The organism is Nitrospira sp. (assembly GCA_029194675.1).
In the GTDB taxonomy this organism is placed as follows: domain Bacteria; phylum Nitrospirota; class Nitrospiria; order Nitrospirales; family Nitrospiraceae; genus Nitrospira_D.
Genome location: JARFXP010000002.1, coordinates 377,873 through 397,511 on the forward strand (window position 1 = coordinate 377,873; position 19,639 = coordinate 397,511).

Consider the following 19,639-nt stretch of genomic DNA (forward strand, 5'->3'; position numbering starts at 1 on the left):
CGTCTCTTCGCGTACCCTGAGTCATGTCCACGCTATCACGGTCCACGAAACCTTGCTCAGGTATCATTGCCGACGCGACGGCATTCGATTGCCGCTCCCGCGGCGAGACATTGCGGCTCAGCTGAATTTCTATGACCTGCTTGACGGACGCCGAAGTATCATCACCATGATCAGCCCCACCAGGATCATTAGGGCTCCAATGCCGATCCATCTGAACGTTTGATGAAGCGTGGCGGAGGAGGTCACCCATTCCTCACCAAGAAGATAACCCGCTGTGATAAATGTGGCAGACCAAACCATCGCGCCGGTGTACGCAAAAATTGCAAAGGTGGGATATCGAAGTCCAGATGCACCTAACATTAGGGCGCTCAGATGTCGCAGACCTGGTACAAAGTACGCAACAAGGAGTCCATACTTCCCCCATTGGCTGACCCACCGCTGTGCAGTAAGAAAGCTGGTTTGGTCGATATGGAGCCATGGCCCCAGTGTCATGGGGACGTGTGCCCCCAAGAGATGACCCAGGCCGTAACTGATCGTGATCCCACAGGCGCTGCCCACCACGGCGGCCGACAGTGAGAGCGGTGTCGACAATTCACCCTTAAAACTCAAATAGCCGACAAAGAGCAGCAGTGTTTCATCGGGAATCGGGAGGCCGACAATCCCCAACATGAGCAGCAGGACAATGGCTGGGTACTCATAGTTGTGGACCCAGGCAAGCATTGTCTCCATGATGTTCCGCTCACTGCCCGTTAATTGATCCACAACGGCTGAGATGTCTTCACCAGGCTCTCATCCGGTTTTGGCATGAGACTCATGTGCAAAAAGTCTTCGCTGCGCGCGTTACCGGAATCGGCCCGATTCCCGCATAAGCTCGGGGGGCGATGCTTTACGTGCAACCAGAGGTCTCCGTCCCGCATTGCTCCCTGCACGATGACGGCCCCAATAGCACAAGTCGATTTTGATAAAGCAGGGGCGTGGTAGACGGTGTAGAAAACGTGAGGTTCGAGGCTACCTCACGCCGGCTAGTTGAGCGGCAGGGCGATGCATCCGACGGTCACGCACAGGGCCGACAAGCAGAGGATTCAAGCCAACCTGGTACTGCTTATCTGCATCCACCTGTCTCATGCAGACCCGTTTTACGCGGCAGCGGACGAGGACGCGCCGTGCTCGCAAAGCCGGTGTGCTGATCGAAGAAGGGGTTGAACGACTCGTGTTCGAGGACCGCTGATGAAGGTAGTCGGAGCGATCCAGCCTCGTCGTCCTGATCGGTTCCACCTCAAAGGACAGTCCCACAACACTGGCACATCTCGCCGTTTCGCGGATGCAAGCCCATAGCGTTTGTACGCACAGGCGGAACTTAATTTTGTTGAAATGTGCCAGTTTATTGTGGAGCTACGACCAAGTACAGACCCCCAATGAAAGGCTGTCCTCTCTCATGTCTGTGAGCAGACCGGCGATCCAGCGAGGATGCTCCCCTCGGCAGGCTCACTGCCTGGTGATACCAAGTAAGTTGGTGAGCAAAGCCGTGATTGCAACAACTACCCCGATGCCGATAAACCCGTAAATCATGATTTTTATATGGTCCATGCGTACCTCCTTGTTAGGGCGCAATCATGGCATAAACAACGTCTCTCGTACAAGGCCTTACAAGTCGATATGCCCCGAAAGTTGTTTCCACCCGGATGCTCATTCCAGCACAGGCATTGTAGGGCAGATACCCTCTTGACTATCGAGCTGTATCATGGGTGTATCTTTTTTGGATTGTCCTGTATCGGAACAGATACCGGTAATGGTCCTAGTCGAAATCAGACTGACCCTTCTTCACATCTGCCTGGGCGATCATGACGATTCAACCACAAGTCATTCCTTGTGTTTGGCCGTTTTCCCAGACATCGCTCCACACAACCTGTCCGATACTTTCCATGCGTCCATGTCTTGCATAAGTGAAAGAGTCTGAGGAAGGAACAACCTGTTAGAAGAAGCTGGGAGGACACCATGAGACGTTCGGGTAGGGCATTGCGCGTGATGGCGTGGTGTTACAGGGCATTGAACCGCATGGTCCCGTGGCATCGACTGCCGAAACTGCCGGGGCTTCTCAACCTGATCGCCCTTCAGCACGACCTGCGGCGATGGAATTTACACGATACGACCCAGTTTGCAGAAAACACGGGCAAGCGATGTCCATTTCATGCGACCGATCTTTCGGCACGACGGGCGGACGGATCGCATAATGACCTGCAACACCCCTCGATGGGGCAAGCAGGAACGCCGTTCGGCCGCAACTGTCCATTGAATCTAATCCCAGTCTCGCAAGACCCCGGTAACGAGAACCCCAGTCCCAAGACCGTCAGCCGTGTGCTCTTGACACGCACACAGTTCATTCCGGCCACCTCGGTGAATCTGCTTCTTGCCGCGTGGATTCAGTTTCAGTTGCACGACTGGTTCAATCATAAACGAAGCGATTACCCGGATACGCCGATTCACTTGGGACCAGGCGACGAATGGCATGAGGACCCGATGATGGTTCGCAAAACCAACGAAGCGCCACGGGCTCGAGGCTGTCCCGCCTCCATGCCGGTCTTCTTAAACACTGAAACGCACTGGTGGGACGGATCCCAACTGTACGGAAGCGATGTCACCCGCCAACAGCTGGTCCGCGGCGAGGCGCGACATGGCAAGCTGATGCTCATCGACGGCCGCCTCCCGTCGATGGCAACAATCGACGCGGACCAGCCAGGTATTGATCTCACGGGCTTCAACGACAATTATTGGATCGGCCTCAGCATGTTTCACACGCTCTTTGCGCTGGAGCACAACGCGATCTGCGAAGCCCTGCATGTCAGCTATCCGTCATGGACCGATGAACAACTCTTCCAAAAAGCCCGCCTGATCAACAGCGCCCTCATGGCCAAAATCCACACCGTGGAATGGACGCCCGCATTGCTGCAGCACCCAACGGCCGATCGCGCGATGCGGATCAATTGGTGGGGCGCGTTCGGAGAACGGATTCGCAAGCGATTCGGGCGATTGAGCAACAGTGACCTGTTGGGAGGAATTCCAGGGTCTCCCACGGATCATCATGCCGTTCCCTATTCCCTGACCGAGGAGTTTGCCGCCGTCTACCGGTTGCATCCGTTGATTCCTGACGACTATCGGTTCAACTCGCTCACAGACCCGACAGCTTGTCACTACAAGACATTCGGAGAAGTCGAAGGCAACAACACGCGTCCCGTGATGGACAAGCTGGGCATCGAGAATATGTGGTTCTCGTTCGGCTTGGCACACCCCGGGAAACTCACGCTGGGCAACTTCCCGCGCTTTCTCCAAGAGCTCAAGCGGATCAAGCCGCTTCAGGACGGCAAGGAGGAGGTCCTCGATGTGGCCGCGATCGACGTCTTCCGGGATCGTGAACGGGGGGTACCGCGGTACAACAACTTCAGACGCATGTTGCGAATGCGCCCTGTCCGGAGCTTCGAAGAGTTAAACCGTGAATGGGCAAAAACACTCCGGGATGTGTACGAAAACGATGTTGAGCGCATCGACACCCTGGTTGGATTGTTCGCCGAAGAGCCGCCCGAAGGCTTTGCGATCAGCGACACGGCATTTCGCATCTTTGTGCTCATGGCGCCGCGGAGACTGAAGAGCGATCGGTTCTTCACGGCTGATTTTCGCCCGGAAGTGTATACCCCCATGGGAATCGACTGGGTGCAGATGAACGACCTGACGAGCGTCCTGCTTCGCCACTATCCGACGCTCGCCCCGGCCGTGCAGGGATTGGGCAACGCGTTTTTCCCTTGGCATAACATTCACGAACCGGCTGGACACAAACCGACCTGATTGAGGAGCCTCGACCGCTGGATGCGGCGCAAACCCATTGGTTCCTTCTCGTGAAGGAGGCTGGCTTATGTCGTTGATGACCACATTACAATGGACCATTCGGAAGGGATTCTGGAACTTCGTGGCGAAGAGAAAATATAAAGGCAATATCCCGATGGTGGTCGATCATCCCCATCGAACGCCTGCTCGTCTTCAATTGATCCCTTTGATACAGGTGTATCCGAGCATCCCGATCAGCGAGATTCGGATCGCCGATCATCCGCTACAAGACGAAGGCCGCGCCAAGCGAGGAATGCTACGGCGATTGTTGACCAGGCTGTATCCGAAATTCTTTCCAGAAGAACTGTTCCTGCGCGTCTTAGCATGGCTCTCTACCACCAAGTGTGGTCCTATGCAGCCGGGCCGCCCCGAGATCCCGGCTGATCCCTATGTCGCCCTGGATCAAGCCTATACCAAAGGACACCGCCGGACGGTGATACAAACGTCGACAGCGTTGAACCTTGAGCCGAAGAGAATGCTGAAGCCGCCCGCCTTGCCGCCCGAGCTGGAACAGTTCCCGGATCTCGGTACGCTAGCCTTGCGGGGGCCTTATGCGGGTTACTTGAAGAAAGTGAAAGGCTCCCGTACGCAGTACGAGTGGGATTTGCGAGAGCTCTCATCGTACGAGTCATATCCAGACCTCTACGAACCGTGGGCTCACGTCCTGTTCCAATTCCATGAGCAAGACGCCTCGCTCAAACCCTGTCGGATTGAATGTCAGCTTGGAACGATTGTCCCGGGCGATCCCGAGTGGCCGCTTGCATCGCGCATTGCCGTCTGTGCCGCCACGACCCATACCGCCCTCATACGGCACTGGACCTGGACCCATTTGGTCGGCGGCGAGCTCTTTGCCTTTGCGACCCGCACAAGGCTGACCGAATCTCATCCGCTGTACCGCCTTCTCTGGCCGCATCTGGTCGGTACACAGGCCAGCAATCGGCTTGCGACGTTAGGGCAACTGGTGCCGGGCGGCGATTTTGAAGCGATCTACAGTTTGACCTACAAGGGCCTCTGTCATTTGATCAGCAAGTCGACCGCAACGTTCCGGTTGGGTAGCTTCGATCCCAGGGAAGACCGGCATGGTCGGGACATACGCGGAATCGTTCCTACCCCGACACTCGACAATTGCAAGCGCCTGTTTCGAATCATGCAGGCCCATGCCTACCGGTACTTCCGGCTCTACTACACCGACGAGGCGATACGGTACGATGAGCAGATACAAGACTGGGTCGGCGAGTTGGACCGATTGCTTCCAAACGGTCTGGGGCTCCCCCCGGTCAAGCTGGGATGTGCTTCGCTCGCCAACGTAGTCGCAAAACTTATGTATATGGAGTGCGTGCATCATGAGCAGGTCGGCACGCACTGTTGGAACTATCAATTATGGGCACACACACATCCGGTGCGTGTCTATCGCGACGATCGCCGAGTGCCTGAAGACGTCTACCAACGCTTGGTCAATACCAACTATATTCTCAATATTGTGCGCACTCCCTTGTTGAGTGATTTGATGAATCTGGCTCTGGAGGGCGAGCGGATGGAAGATGCGAAGAGAGTCTTTCGAGTCTTTACGGACAGGCTCCGAGATTTAGAGCATGCGATGGAACAGGAGCCGTGGGCGCCATGGAAGATTTACCCTGCCCAACTTGAGGTCAGCAGTAATGCCTGATGTATCGGCAAGCCCGCTTGCTGCCGACACCCTTGTGTCGGACAGTGAAGAGCAGAAGGAGTTGTTGACTCAGGAGCACACGATCCTCGATCGTGCGCTGATGAAATTTCGGCCTTTTGGAAAGGATGAGCAGGGGCAGAAAATTGCCGACGTGAGCGGAACCCTCGTCGTTTCTGCGATCCAACATCTCGAACACTGTGTGGAAAAATCCAGCGGAACGGCGGGCGTCCAGACTGTCGAACAGTTATGCCGGCTGCTCAATGGCCGTATTCAAGATCCTTCCTACCATGTGACGCCCGCATTTTTGCGAAAAGAATGGAACAGCTATTCATATGAATTCTTGAGCTATCTGCGGGAATTCTGCAAGCAGCTCTCGGGTGATCCGCAGTTTCATTACAATACCGGCCTGACCACCGTCATTTCACCGGTGTTTCGAGTACTGGGGCGCCCGTTCACGCTTGCGCAGTTCTCCAAACTTGCATTGTACTGGACCCAACGGTATACGCAGGGGACCGTCGAGTGCGAGATCGCCGATGTCACGAATTGCTCGATGATCTATCGGCTTCGCTTTACCGAGCATACGCTGAAGCAGTTTGGACCGTATCTCAAAGCTTGTGCCCACCAGGTCTGCGCTTCGACCAAGGGACGAATAGTGGCGGCTCCGCCGCTTATCCACGGTGGACCGCCCGCAAGGGTGACGGATCGGACTTGTATCGTCGACGGGGCACCCTGGTGTGAATGGGAGGTACGCTGGCAGCCCGAGCCGCGACAAACATTTTGGTCTGCCTGGACATTCGTGCCGGGAGTCGCGGCGTGGCTTTACCTCCATTATTTCTATCCCATGGTGTCCGGAATCGAGGCGTTGTTGTTGGCGACGGCGCCCACCTTGGCTGCGGGAATGTTGTCCGAATCTCGTCAACGGGCCGCGAATCGCAAACGGGAGTCATTAATCAACGAGCAAACGCAGTTTGTCGAAGAACGGTACGCAGAACTAAAGGAAGCGTACCTCGATCAGGAACAGACCCGTGTCGAACTCCGTCGCAAGGTGAGTCAGCTCACCGCGCTCCACCGCGCAGGTCTCTCGTTCGGATCGACGCTGGACCGCGAACCACTGGTGCAGACCGTCCTGGAGACCCTCATCCAGGACCTCCACTACGATCGAGCCATGATCAGCTTTTACGACCCGGTACGCCGGGTTCTTCACAGCGGCAGGGTCGTAGGAGTCTCCGATGACATCGCAGAGTTCGTACGTCGGCGAGAGCTGCCGGTGTCCGATCCCAACGAATTTCCGGCGTCGGCGCTGAACGCCGGCAAACCGGTGCTGATTCAAGATATCAAGACCGTGTGGGCGCGTCTGCATCCGATGAATCAGCAATTGGCTGCATGGACCGGCGCGAATTCGGTGATCTGGGTCCCGCTGAAGGCGAAGGACCGTCTGCTCGGCACGCTCACGGTTGACCGTACTACGCCGAACAGCTTGACGGACGATGACCTGGAACTCATGGAGACGGTCTCCAGCCAGGTGGCCATCGCTCTGGACAACGCCTCGGCGTACGCACAGATCGAGGAGCTGAATACCGGGTTGGAAGCCAAAGTCCGGGAACGCACGGCGGAGTTGGAACGGGCGGACCAGATCAGGTCGAGCTTCTTGTCGCATGTCTCGCATGAGTTACGGACGCCGCTCACGTCGGTGAAGGGCTACGTGGAGAACCTCCTCGATGGGCTGACCGGTCCGTTGAACAGCAAACAGCAACGGTACCTGGGGCGCATCTCCGACAATCTTGAGCGACTGATCCGAATGATCACCGACCTCCTTGACCGAACCCGCATTGAAACGGGCCAGCTTGCCCTCTGCCCGGCGGAGGTGGATTTGGAACGTTGCGTGGCGGAGGTCATCGAACAGCTTCGACCCTTGGCGAGGGAAAAGCAGCAGATGCTGACGAGTCATTATCCACCTTCAATACTCATTGTCTGGGTCGACCGGGATCGGTTGATCCAAATCCTCACCAACTTGGTGCACAACGCCATCAAATTCACACCGACAGAGGGACGCATTGACGTGTCGGTATCCGCGTCCGATAGGGCCTTTGCCACAATTCGCGTCCGCGATACGGGGCCCGGGATTCCCGAGGAGGCGGTGGCAAAGATCTTCGATCCGTTCTACCGGACAGTGCAAGGACGACAGCAACGCACCGAAGGGCAAGGGCTCGGTTTAGGCCTCTCCATCGTGAAAACGCTCGTCGAACTCCATAGCGGCCGGATCACTGTACGCAGCGAACCGGGTCAGGGTTCCGAATTTTCTGTGACGCTCCCCCTCATCCCAGCCGCCCCTTTGGTATCGGCGCATGACCAGCCGGTCTCGAAGCGATTGCTGATCGTGGATGACGACCCGGACATTCGACAACTCTTGGCTGATCGCTTGACCGCCGAGGGCTATGAAACGGAATCGGCGATCGACGGGATGCAGGCCCTCAAGGCCATGCAGGAACGACGGTTTGCCGGAGTCCTGTTGGACATCGGCCTTCCACAGTTGGATGGACTCGAGGTCCTTCGTCAGGTGCGACGGTGGAACCAACAGACTCCCATCGTCGTGATCACGGCGGCGCAATCGAAGGACCTCGCGGTCCGCGCCATCAGCCTGGGCGCTCAGGCCTATGTGTTGAAGCCGTTCAACCTATCGGAACTCCATCACGCCGTCCGGAGTTGGTTCGCAAACCCTTCGACATAGAATTGCTCTGCGTCGTTCAGAAGCCGATATTGGATACCGACCGAGGGTCAAGCCCTATTAAGACAGCAGCGAACGATGTTGTGGCGGAAGGGCCATATCGAGCAGTAAGCGGTGATGTCGCAACGTTGCCTGGGCCTCGGCAATGGTGCATTGAACGAACGAGATGGTGTGACCAGGCATCAGTTGAGCGGCCAGAGGGAGATCGGCCGAGATGACGACGGCGATCTTGGGGTATCCGCCGGTGGTCTGTCGGTCGGCCATCAGGAGAATGGGCTGCTCGTCCGGTGGGATCTGCAAGGCTCCCATCACGGTACAGTCGGAAATGAAATGCGCTGATCGCTGGAAGGCCATCCTCGGCCCGATCAAACGATATCCCATGCGGTCGGATTGTGGAGCGACTTGGTAGGAGGAATCAGTCAGGGTCGCGAACGACGCAACCGAAAAGCACTCTCGCTGCGGGCCCGGGACGATACGCAGGGTCGCCGATCGGCAGTAACGAGGAAGCAGCTGAGCAGGCAACCGTTTGCCGATCAAACGGCCGACGGAGCGGCTGGGTTGTCCACTGCGGAGAATGTCTCCCTGTTTCAATGGTCTTCCCTGAAGTCCGCCTGTTTCGCTCGAACAGTGGGTAGAACGGCTGCCAAGAACCAGTGGGACATCGATGCCGCCGGCGATGGCGAGGTACGCACGAGACCCGGCGCGCGGCCTGCCGAAGCTCAATCGGCTGCCACGCCGGAGTTCCATGCTTTCCCAAGGTGGTGTGGCCATCCCGTCGATGGTCGGCGAGAGATCTGCGCCGGTGATGGCGATGATCGCATCTTGCTCGAACTGAAGTTCAGGTCCTTTCAGGGTGAGTTCGAGGACTGCTGCGCCGTCGGAATTTCCCACGAGGCGATTGGCAACTGTTGCGGCGAAGCAATCCATCGCTCCCGCAACGGTGATGCCGTATTGTTGGTGGCCGTACCGTCCCAGGTCTTGGACTGTGGTCAACCAGCCGTTCTTCACGACTCGGAGGCTGACAGGTTCCATCACGTGCAACTTGTCCGAGCGATGTGTACGCCGGCCGATTCGACATCGCGCCGAATGAGACGAACAAACTCGACTGCGTCCGGGGTATCTGCCTGGGGGGCGTTGGCTTCTGAATGCGCGCGGACGTCCGTCGGCCCCGTGCCCATCGCGTCCGTGGCCGGCGATCGCTGTGGTACAGAAATTCAGTCGGATTCCTCTCTCCACGTTCTGGATCGACCTTGACGCGGCGAGAGGAACTGAAGCAATTAAACTGAGAACTCCCCTGACCGAAGTGACATCAGCGGTCGCTCACGGACGGTGCCGTCAGGGTGGCTGCCAAGGTCGACTCCTTCCCTACGGCATCCAGATGCTTATCGATCCATTCCGACGCGATCCGCCGTCCGATGGCATGGAGGTGTCGCAGGAAGCGCAATTCATTGTTGAGTTTGCTCGAGGCGCCGAACTCGCGCAACTCTTCGGCATGGATCTCGTGCAGTCGGGGATTCCGGCCCTTCAAGGGATGACCATCCTGATCCCTCCCGGGCAACGCGAGGACATATTTCACGGCTTCCAGCTCCAAGAACAATGCGGTGCTGAAGCTGATCTCAGTGGCCCTATCGATAATTTCGCTGGCCCTCCAAGGCAGCTCGGGTCGAATCAACGGATTAATGCCGATGATGATGAGATCATCGACAGGCGTCTCGTGAAAGAGCGGAGCGATCGCCGGGTTCCCGGAATAGCCGCCGTCCCAGTAGGCCTGACCATCGATTTCAACAGCCTGAAAGAGGTGCGGCAGGCATGCGGAGGCCAAGACCGCATCCACGGACAGTTCGCTATTACTGAACACTTTTCGCCTTCCTGTCCGGACATTGGTCGCGCACAGGAACACGCGAATGGTCTCACTGCGCCGGAGCCGATCAAAATCAATCGACTCGGCGAGCAAGTCACGAACCGGGTGATAGTTGAACGGATTGAGTTTATACGGCGACCACATACGAGACATCAAATCAAAAAACAGATAGACCGGTGAGGAATCGAAACTGAACCGGTCCCCTATGCCGAACGGATTGCAGAATGCGGCAAGCCCAGGCATGCGGCCGACTGCCTCCCACATCGCAGTCAGCGAGGCTTTGCCGCCTTTCTTGCCATCCCGAGACAGACCGTCGGCAAGGGCGACGGTGTTCATTGCGCCGGCGCTGGTCCCGCTGATTCCAGTAATCTCAAGATCTTCTTCTTCAAGCAAACGATCGAGCACGCCCCACGTAAAGGCGCCATGTGAGCCACCCCCTTGAAGCGCCAAATTGACTTTGCGTGTCGGCATCGACGACCTCCTGCTGGCTGTTGAAGCCTTCTTGTGATGGGATCGATTGGCGGAAACCATGACGGGCACTTACCCGCGGCCTTGCTTGCGCATTCTTAGCACATCGAGATGCAGTATTACAAACGCCGGCAGCGGCCGCCCGTAGCTTGTCGAGCGGGAGTCGGGTAGCAGTCTCATGTCCGAGCTACTTTCATGACGACCGGTTGAATCCTGTCACGGCCGCTTGGGTAGGAACTGGCATGTCTCTGGGCAACGGGTCGGGTGTGGCAGCTGCAAAGAGATTGGACAGACCTACGGGCCGGACACAAATCGAAGGAAGAGGGCAACGGCCTGTGGATCAGTTTTCAGTTCGTCATGCGTCAATCCAGGCAGCCGCTTGTTCTCCGCCCCCTTGAGAGCCGGACTGTCCGCATCCCCGACAGGCCATCCGAAGAGCCATGAGCGATAAAAGATGTCCGCTCCGGTTCCGTCATAGATCGTCATGTAACGTGCGGGGCGCGGTGTTTCACCCGTGCCGCGACCATCGTTCAGTTTCGTCAGCCAGTCGGAACCGGGAACCAGCTCGTCACAACCTATGAAATCGTTCCAGCCAATGAACCACATCAACCAGAGCCGACGGCAGACGGTGGTGCCATGGTTGGGACCGGCGATGGCAACCACGTGCTCGACTCGATTCAACAGGTCCGCATGTTCGGCCAGCACCGTTCGGCTAATGACGACTCCCAGCGAATGACCGACCAGATCCACTTTTTCCGCGCCGGTATAAGCCAGCACGGCTCTTATAAAAGCGGCTAAGTCGGACGCGTTGGCTTGCGCATTGGTCCGGCACTGCGAGGTTGGCGGTTCACGTCTCATGGACTTGCCGTTATAGGAGAGGGCCCACAGCTCCTGCCGCGAGTATCCCGCCTCCAAGAAGCGCTGTTTCACGCTGTTCGCCGGCTCATCCCAGTCGTCGGCATCACGGGTATTGCCGTGAACGAAGATGATGGGACGATGCCGCAACGGGGCGCCTTGTTGCGCACCACCCCATCCCCCGAGGCGGTAGTTCCACTCATAGTCCTGAATGATCGGAAAATCGGATGGAAAGAGCGCTTCGGCAGGCCCGGGGCGGCAGTGGCCGAGCTTGTGTCCGGCCTCGGCCGGATGTCCGAAGAGCGTCAGCACAACGAGGAGTGAGACTCCTGGGAGTAGGAGCGTGACGGGTCTCACCGGCGACACCTTCGAGCCGCCCACTAACCCCGGTCTTGCAGCCACTGCACGATCGTCGGGGGCAAATCCCGTTGCACCTTTCCGCTGACATACATGCCGATGTGCCCGACGGGGAAGGATCGCAAGGTATAATCCTTGGTCCCTACATAACGTTCGAGCGCGATGGAGGAGGTCGGCGGAACGAGGTGATCCTGCTCGGCATACACATTCAACACCGGCGCCCGGACCTGGGAGAGGTCGACCCTCTTCGTTCCGATCATGACATCGCCACTGATCAACTTGTTGCCCTGGTAGAAGTCCTTCATGAACTGTCGATAGGTCTCCCCCGCTTGGTCCGGACTGTCAAAGATCCATTCCTCCATGCGGAGGAAATTGAGCAACTTTTCGTCGTTGTCCATGATGTCGATCATTTCAAGGTATTTCCCCAGGCCCAACTGGAAGGGTTTCAGCATGAGGAAACCGAGATTCATGAACTCGCCGGGGATGTTGCCGAAGGCATCGACCAGGGTATCCACGTCCATGGTGTGGGCCGTCGTACTACATCCGGCCCAGAGATTGGGCACGCCCTCCTGGACGTGAAAGTCCACTGGGGTGACCATCGTGATCAGGTTCTTGACCTTTTCGGGATAGAGCGAGGTGTAGCAGAGGCTGAAGGTGCCTCCCTGACAGACTCCCAGAAGATTGATCTGCTCCAAGCCGTGCCATTCACGCACCACATCCACACAGTCGTTGATATACCCGTTGATATGGTCGTCCAGGGTCAACCATCGGTCTCCCCGGCCAGGATATCCCCAATCGATCAGATAGACGTCCATGCCCAGCTTCAAGAGATTGCGGACCAAAGATCTGTCTTCCTGCAGATCGACCATATAGGGCCGGTTGACCAAGGCATACACGATGAGGACGGGAATGTGGAACGGCTTCTCCACCATGGGAGTGTAGTGATACAAGACCACATTGTCTTCTCGATACACTTCCTCCTTTGGACTGACCCCGGCCTTGATGTCCTTTTCCCGGACATGGCTCAGGCGCTCGATTCCAGTGACGACCTTGCGGTTCAGGTCGATGAGTTCACGCATGGTCTGCTCAGGACTCAGATAGAACGGACGAGACATCTCATAATCTCCTTGCCGGCTCGGCGCCATCCATCGATGCAGAATGGTTATCCTTGGGCCGGTTGACTCTTAGCCTGGGTGGAAAGTTCCGCCTTGATGGCGTGCAGCGCTTTTTTCAGTTCCTTCACTTCCTTGCGGAGATGATAGATTCTGCGATGGGCTTCGTCCATCTCGCTTCGATAGGGCACATCACTGGTTTTCAGAAAGGTTTCGACGATTCCGCGCTCATGGAGCCGATACGTCATCGCCGTGTTGAGCAAGTGTCCCTGCAACCGAATGTAGTCGTCGGATCGGAAGGCCTTCGCAAATACCTGATCGATGACGTCGATCCATTGAAACAGGAGTTGCCGCAGGCTCTGAACGGTCTCGCCCTTTTCGGTCTGGGCGATCAGGCTCCGCATAAACTCTTCGAAGGCGCGCGTCCAGGTTTCGCCTACCTCGACTTGGTATGCAAAACTCGCCTGGCGGTACTCCACCCACGCCGAGAATCCCTTGATGAGGTCTTCGTTCAGTTCGCGCGTGTGTCCGAGGCTCGGGCTCTCGACAAGACGGCCGAAGGTGCGCTCGTACGCGTCCCCGTAGAGATGCATCAACTCGACGAGGGCCGACCCATCCCCGGTGGAAGCTTGGCTGACACGCCACGGAGCCTGCTGGAGGGACGACGCCCATGGCTGGACAAGTTTTTGCCACTGCTCCAGATAGAGGCCCCAGAGCTCACCCGTGTCCTGAGTCGCCTTTTGCGCTGCCTGGGGAGACAGCAAGAACTGCTCACGCAACTGCTCGGTATATTTGGCCAAGACGGTGTGCCAGCCCTCGCCGGCTTCAACCTTGGGAGCGATGGCATTCCATGAGTTGAGCGAAAGTTCGAGAAAGCGCAGGACACAATCTTGAGAGTTGATCAGTCGTTGACTGACGTCCTTCGCGATTTGCTCGGCTTCGGTCGTCCAACCCTTGAGCGCCTGGGTCGCGGTGTCACGCCACTGGTCGGCCATGGCAGGCGACACCGGCGTCGGCGCTGGTGCCGCACGCATCAGACCCATCCAGCTTTCCCACATCTGCTTCTGAACGTCGCTTAATGCCTTGGCCATCGTCTCGGACTGCTCAGTCGAATGCACGGTATCCCCCCACAATGGTTACACCCGTTATCGCGCCCGGTTCAGCCTCCGGTTTTTCCCTTGGATTTCTGACCTTGGCCTGCGGACCATTGACGGACCCATTCTGCCTGACTATCCATCGCTTTCTGAACAGCGTCCTGCCATCCCTGCAAGAATTTCTGACCCTCTCCTGCCCAACTCATCCCCGTTGCCGCAGTGGGGTCCAGCTTTCTCACGACCTGGAACCAACTGGTCCAGAGCTGCCTCTGAGTCTCCGTCCATCGGCTGCTCATTTCCTGACCTTGCTTGGCCCATTCCACCATTTCCTTCGGCGTGCCCTGGCTTGCGGTGAAGCTCTCTGTCCAGCGCTTGGTCCAATCGCTCTGAGCGTCCAGAATTTTCTTGATGGATTCATCCCACGCGTCAAGCGTCTTGTCCCACACCTGACTGGAGGGAGACTTCCCGAATCCTTGTATCGCCTTCAACCAGTCATTCCACATCTTCGTCTGCGTGTCGGTCCAGGTCTTGAACATCTCTTCCGATTGTTTGGTCCATTCCATCGTTTCCATCGCTCCCTCCGTGTTTAGTCTTTGTTGTGATTGCCTTCTGCAACGGTCCATTCATGCATGAGAACAGGGCTTCTCACATGTACAGACCCCCGTTGACACTTAAGACCTGACCGGTCACGTAGGAAGATTTTTCATCCGCCAGAAACGCAACCGCTCGGGCAACTTCCCATGGTTCGGCCATTCGTCCCACGGGGATCGTCTCGACGATCTTCTCAATGATCTCCTTTGGAATCTTGTCCGTCATCGCGGTCTTCACGAACCCCGGCGCAACGGCGTTCACGGTGATACCTTTCTTGGCCGTTTCCAGCGCGAGGGATTTGGTGAAGCCGATAATCCCGGCCTTGGCCGCCGCATAATTCGTCTGTCCCACATTCCCCTTCTCTCCGACCACTGAACTGATGCTGATGATGCGACCATACCCCCGGGCAAGCATCTGGTTGATCACCGCCTTTGAGCAATAAAAGACCGAGGAGAGATCGACCGCAATCACCTGTTCCCACTCGTCGGGAGTCATGTTCTTGAGGGTTCGATCCTTCGTGATACCGGCATTATTGACGAGAATATCGATCTGGCCGAAGTCTTTGATGATCGTTTCGACCACAGCCGTGACTGCTTCATACTTAGCGAGATCCGCTTTGTAGAGCTTCGCTCGATATCCTTCTTGGGTAAACCCCTTGAGAAACTCCGCCGCCACGTTGTCCGGTTCGACAAGATAGTGGAGGGCGAGGGCAGCCCCTTCCTTCGCCATCTGGGACGCGATCACCTGGCCGATCCCTCCCACTGCTCCGGTCACCAGCGCCACTCGACCCTTTAACGCATCTCCCATGTGTCTGCCTCTTTTTGTCCAGTACGGTTATCGTTCGCACAGCCGGTCGCACCGACCATGGTGAAGACGGTTCAGCTCAAGAGTTCGACCGCCACTGCGACCGCCTCTCCGCCGCCGATGCAAGGGCTTGCGATCCCTCGCTTCAGACCCATCCGCTTCAGCGCGTATAGCAACGTGGTCAGCATCCTGGCGCCCGTGGCGCCAAGGGGATGGCCGAGTGCGACCGCCCCACCATGGATGTTCAATCGGGCCGGATCAATCCTCAGTTCCTTCATTGCGGCCATCGGCACGACTGCGAACGCCTCATTCACCTCATAGAGATCGATCTGAGCCGCATCGACTCGCAGCTTGCTCAGCAAGGCCGAGATGGCCTGGATCGGCGCGATGGTGAACCACTCGGGCGCGATCGCCTTTTGAGTGTAACCGAGGATTCTTGCCAGTGGAACCACACCCATTGACTCGGCTCGCTCTTCGGAGAGGAGCACCATGGCAGCCGCTCCGTCGTTCATGCCGGACGCATTACCTGCCGTGATGGTTCCGTCCTGCTTAAAGGCGGGCTTGAGCTTGCGCAATTTGGCCTCGTCGAATCGTGCAAGCCGTTCATCATCGCGGATAACGATCGGTTTCGGTTTCCCCGGAACCTCAATCTCCATGATCTCGCCGCTGAACCAGCCTTCCTGCCTGGCCTTCAGCGCTCTGCCATAGCTCTGCACTGCAAAATCGTCCTGTTCTTCGCGCGAGAGTTGATACTTTTCAGCGCACAACTCACCGCAGGCGCCCATGGAGAGGTTCCCGTACGGATCCCAGAGCCCATCCTTGATCATGCTGTCGGTGAGTTCTCCATGTCCCACTTGGTATCCGGACCTGGCCCGCTCCAGGATATAAGGAGCCCGGCTCATACTTTCCATTCCACCTGCCACAATGACTTGGGAGTCTCCGGATTGAATCGACTGGCAACCCATCATGACGGCTTTCAACCCTGACCCGCAGACTTTATTCACCGTTGTGGCACAGACGGTATCAGCGAGCCCCGCTCCCTTTGCGGCTTGCCTTGCAGGAGCCTGGCCAAGTCCTGCTGAAAGCACATTCCCCATGATGACTTCATCCACGGTTTCAGGATGGACATGCGCCCGCCGTAAGGCCTCCCGGATGACGGAACTTCCCAAGGCCGTGGCGCTCAAGGTGCTCAGCGATCCATTCAGATTGCCGATCGGGGTGCGCACCGCTCCAGCTATGAGTACGTGTTGCACAACCCACCTCCTTGTTTGAGATTCAAGCCCGGATTCATAAGTGTTCCTCAGTTGCTGCGCTGTATGATATTAGAGTGACCGATCCAATACTAGGCTCATCTGATCCTGATGTCTAGATCCTAATCCGCCTGCGAGCAGTTAGACTTCCCCCTCACTCAGAAGTGGCGATGGCCGGATGACCTCTGAATCGGTAAACCGAATAGTTAGGGGAGACGCCGAAATGCTGAGGGAAAGTTCCCGAGGTCCTCGATACCGACGAACCAGCAGCACGTTGACATATCTGGCACCACGGTACAGGCTAAGGGGCGCGCCTGGCCACCCCTTAGCCCATACACCACTGCTTTGTAAGTTTCAGATTTACGAAGGAATCATCACGTTCAACACTTGCTTGTTGATCTCACGGACGTATGTCCTCGACGGGGCCGCCACCGAGCGCTCGTAATATCCAAAGGAGTTCTCAGCAATCGTCTCCGAATGTTTGAAGATCGGTTCGATCGCCGCCAGAACAACACCGGTCGACTGCTTTGTCAATCCTGGAATCGGACTTGCCACGCTCGACTGTCTCTGGGCCTCCTCTTGCTTCTGCGCTTGATCTTCTACCCAGCCTTTCCACCAACTCAGGACTTGACGCGACCCGGACAAGCCCTGTTTAAACGAATCCCTAATCAGGCGCTCGTTGTCTTCCTGCCATTGCAGGCACAGGTTCAAACCTTGAAGATATCCGTCCTTCCAGTTCTTTGCCATTTCTCTATACCCGTCCTTCACTCTTTCCTCGCTCATCGCTTCAGCAGTCATGTTTGACCTCCTCAATTCTTGTGCAGGTGATGGTTCTAGTCGGCTCGTGTGCTCTGCTTCTTTTGTAGCTACTGTCGCTACGGGAACCGGCGGCTCGAGCCGAACGGCCTGTTCGGTTCCTTGGCTCCTCCCGATTTCTTTGTCGCCTTTCTTTGTGTGTTTTGCTGCCATAACTTCCCCCTCTCGACAATCAGCAATCTATAGGAGCCGATGCTTCTCGCGCAAGCCGTCGCGAACGACATGGCGAATTGTTAGGGTAGTGCTAACACATTTCTTATGAACGAGTCCACAAGAAATATTTCAAGGCTGCTTGGCTGGGCAGGTGTGGGAGTCTGATCTCCGAGGGGAACCACAGTCCTGACGCAACACATCAACTTTCTACCGTAAAAGACTATCGCAGGTCAAGTACCCCGCATCACGTTTGGGCCAAGACGGGGTCTACACAATAGGAGAGGGGGACCGTTCAGCCCTATCATAATTTAATACTGTCAGTATTTAATGCTAGCTTTTAGAGACATTTTTCTATATAGCATAGCGCCATTCGACCAGGGACATTTGCACCTACGGCAGCAAGGCGGCGGGCCGGTCTAGATCATGTCGCAGCGAGGGAAATCAACCTCCGTCGCCTCCAGGCAATTGACCAGGAGGGACGGCATTATGGTCCTACACGAAAGGAGACTCATATCATGAAGACTTGGACGCTCCATCTCATCATCACCCTGTTCGCAGTGACCGGATTCGCCACGACCTCGTTCTCGGGTGAGACCACCGCCACCATGGAGAAAATGAAAGGGGAAGCCAAGGCGCTCACAGAGGAGGCGAAGGGTCAGACGAAGGGGGCAATCGAAGATGCGAAGGGCAACAAGATCAGTGCCGAAGCGGAACGAGCGAAGGGCAAGGCTAAGGGTGAAATGGAACGGGCGAAAGGAACAGCGAATGAAATGAAGGAGAAGGCCAAGTAATCCCGGCCCTGAAAGACCGGGATCGAGATATCCCGCATCACCCGATCACACATTGCTCGACTACCTTCTATAGATCAGGAGGAGGTTCGCGATGCACAAAGGATTCCGATCAAGAAAAATGGTTTATTACGGAACGATGCTGATGTTGTCATGGAGCCTGATGCCCATGGGATTACCGGTCGCCTATTCGCAACCGACGCCCGAACAGCCTGTTCCCATAGAGCCGGTCCCCACAGAGCCGATCCCTAGTCAGCAGCCGCCTACCGTGACGCCGACGGAAGCTGAACGGGCCAATGAGGCCAAGCAGTTGAAACAGGCCGAACCAGCGCGAGTGGCCGAACCGGAAACGAGAATTGAACGGAAACTGGTGCGCCCGAGCGAAACGTACGTGGGAGGGTTCGGCGGCTATACATTCGGCGGTAGCCTCAGTGACGTGGCAAACACGGGTAGGGATCGCGATCTTGCAGATTCAGTCGTCTATGGTGGAAAGGTCGGGCATTTCTTCGGCGATCGACTGGATTGGCTGGGCCTGGAGATGGAGGCGTACAATACGACTCCCCATGTGGAGCAGGACGGTCAGGCGCCCGGGATCCACCAGCGAGTCACGACCTTGGCCTTCAATGTGGTCGGCCGGCTCAAATTCGGCTGTGAAATGAAAAGAGAGCGAACGGAAACGCGAACGGAGCGGACGGCAGAAGGCACCTACAAGGAGCGGAAGCATCCGACGACGGGAGAGACGTACAGGGAACGGCGAGATCCGAGCACCGGAGACATATACATGGAATACATGGAGCGGCGAGATCCGAAGACGGGAGAGCTGTACGTGGATCGGGTAGATGCGAGTACGGGACAGAGGACCCGCGTGGAGCGAGCTGTGATGGAGCGAGCTGTGATGACGACCCGTGACATCCACCATGAAACTCACTATGAGCGGGAGTTTTGCCGGCTGCAACCCTATGGCGGGGTAGGGCTTGGGGTCTTCTTCGCCCATCTGTCGAACAATGGCAACGGCTTCTCCGACAACGCCGTGCCTGGCTTCAATGGCTTGGCTGGTCTGCGCTATTTCATCACCGAGCGCATCGCACTGTTTGGTGAATATAAATACAATTTTGCGCCGTTCGATTACACGCCCGATGGCTTTTCCGGAGGAGCAGGAGTGAAAGCTGATTACCATATTAGTCATTTCGTCGGAGGACTGTCGCTCCATTTCTGACGGGCTG

General features: G+C 56.8%; 15 protein-coding genes. 5 read left to right on the forward strand and 10 right to left on the reverse strand.

The window, feature by feature from the left end; genetic code table 11:
• Positions 1-129: 129 nt before the first annotated feature.
• On the reverse strand, positions 130-729 hold the full coding sequence (locus P0120_10675; protein MDF0674782.1) for a DedA family protein: 600 nt from the start codon (positions 727-729) through the stop codon (positions 130-132).
• 1,266 nt (positions 730-1,995) lie between these two features.
• Here P0120_10675 and P0120_10680 point away from each other — a divergent pair.
• The 3 genes from P0120_10680 to P0120_10690 all read left to right on the forward strand — a co-directional run bounded on the left by P0120_10680 (position 1,996) and on the right by P0120_10690 (position 8,270).
• Positions 1,996-3,837: a peroxidase family protein gene (locus tag P0120_10680; protein MDF0674783.1), complete on the forward strand. Its 1,842-nt coding sequence runs from the start codon at positions 1,996-1,998 to the stop codon at positions 3,835-3,837.
• A 67-nt stretch (positions 3,838-3,904) separates the two neighbouring features.
• A complete protein-coding gene (locus P0120_10685) occupies positions 3,905-5,542 on the forward strand; it encodes a lipoxygenase family protein (GenBank protein ID MDF0674784.1) in 1,638 nt (545 codons plus the stop codon).
• Positions 5,535-8,270: an ATP-binding protein gene (locus P0120_10690; protein ID MDF0674785.1), complete on the forward strand. Its 2,736-nt coding sequence runs from the start codon at positions 5,535-5,537 to the stop codon at positions 8,268-8,270. The genes P0120_10685 and P0120_10690 overlap by 8 nt, the downstream gene beginning before the upstream one ends.
• Positions 8,271-8,327: 57 nt before the next feature.
• Here the strand turns inward: P0120_10690 and P0120_10695 are convergent, their stop codons facing one another.
• The 9 genes from P0120_10695 to P0120_10735 form a co-directional block, all read right to left on the reverse strand.
• Positions 8,328-9,299 (reverse strand): biotin-dependent carboxyltransferase family protein, encoded by a 972-nt coding sequence (locus P0120_10695; GenBank protein ID MDF0674786.1) that lies wholly within the window; start codon positions 9,297-9,299, stop codon positions 8,328-8,330.
• Between the two features lie 277 nt (positions 9,300-9,576).
• Positions 9,577-10,599 carry a patatin-like phospholipase family protein gene (locus tag P0120_10700; protein ID MDF0674787.1) on the reverse strand — a complete coding sequence of 341 codons (1,023 nt, stop codon included), beginning with the start codon at positions 10,597-10,599 and terminating at the stop codon, positions 9,577-9,579.
• A 291-nt stretch (positions 10,600-10,890) separates the two neighbouring features.
• Positions 10,891-11,808, reverse strand: coding sequence for an alpha/beta fold hydrolase (locus tag P0120_10705; protein MDF0674788.1), 918 nt, complete (start codon positions 11,806-11,808; stop codon positions 10,891-10,893).
• 23 nt (positions 11,809-11,831) lie between these two features.
• Complete coding sequence (gene phaC / locus P0120_10710) at positions 11,832-12,923, reverse strand: class III poly(R)-hydroxyalkanoic acid synthase subunit PhaC (GenBank protein ID MDF0674789.1); 1,092 nt, start codon at positions 12,921-12,923, stop codon at positions 11,832-11,834.
• Between the two features lie 47 nt (positions 12,924-12,970).
• Positions 12,971-14,011 carry a class III poly(R)-hydroxyalkanoic acid synthase subunit PhaE gene (gene phaE, locus P0120_10715; protein ID MDF0674790.1) on the reverse strand — a complete coding sequence of 347 codons (1,041 nt, stop codon included), beginning with the start codon at positions 14,009-14,011 and terminating at the stop codon, positions 12,971-12,973.
• Between the two features lie 68 nt (positions 14,012-14,079).
• Complete coding sequence (locus tag P0120_10720; protein MDF0674791.1) at positions 14,080-14,586, reverse strand: hypothetical protein; 507 nt, start codon at positions 14,584-14,586, stop codon at positions 14,080-14,082.
• A gap of 73 nt (positions 14,587-14,659) precedes the next feature.
• Entirely contained in the window at positions 14,660-15,412 is a 753-nt protein-coding gene (gene fabG, locus P0120_10725) for a 3-oxoacyl-[acyl-carrier-protein] reductase (GenBank protein MDF0674792.1), read from the reverse strand.
• A 71-nt stretch (positions 15,413-15,483) separates the two neighbouring features.
• Complete coding sequence (locus P0120_10730; protein ID MDF0674793.1) at positions 15,484-16,662, reverse strand: acetyl-CoA C-acyltransferase; 1,179 nt, start codon at positions 16,660-16,662, stop codon at positions 15,484-15,486.
• A gap of 357 nt (positions 16,663-17,019) precedes the next feature.
• Positions 17,020-17,457 carry a hypothetical protein gene (locus tag P0120_10735; GenBank protein ID MDF0674794.1) on the reverse strand — a complete coding sequence of 146 codons (438 nt, stop codon included), beginning with the start codon at positions 17,455-17,457 and terminating at the stop codon, positions 17,020-17,022.
• Between the two features lie 686 nt (positions 17,458-18,143).
• On the opposite strand from P0120_10735, the gene P0120_10740 reads away from it, so the two are divergent.
• Positions 18,144-18,419, forward strand: a complete 276-nt coding sequence (locus P0120_10740; protein ID MDF0674795.1) for a hypothetical protein — start codon at positions 18,144-18,146, stop codon at positions 18,417-18,419.
• Between the two features lie 91 nt (positions 18,420-18,510).
• Positions 18,511-19,632: an outer membrane beta-barrel protein gene (locus P0120_10745; GenBank protein ID MDF0674796.1), complete on the forward strand. Its 1,122-nt coding sequence runs from the start codon at positions 18,511-18,513 to the stop codon at positions 19,630-19,632.
• Positions 19,633-19,639 lie beyond the last annotated feature (7 nt).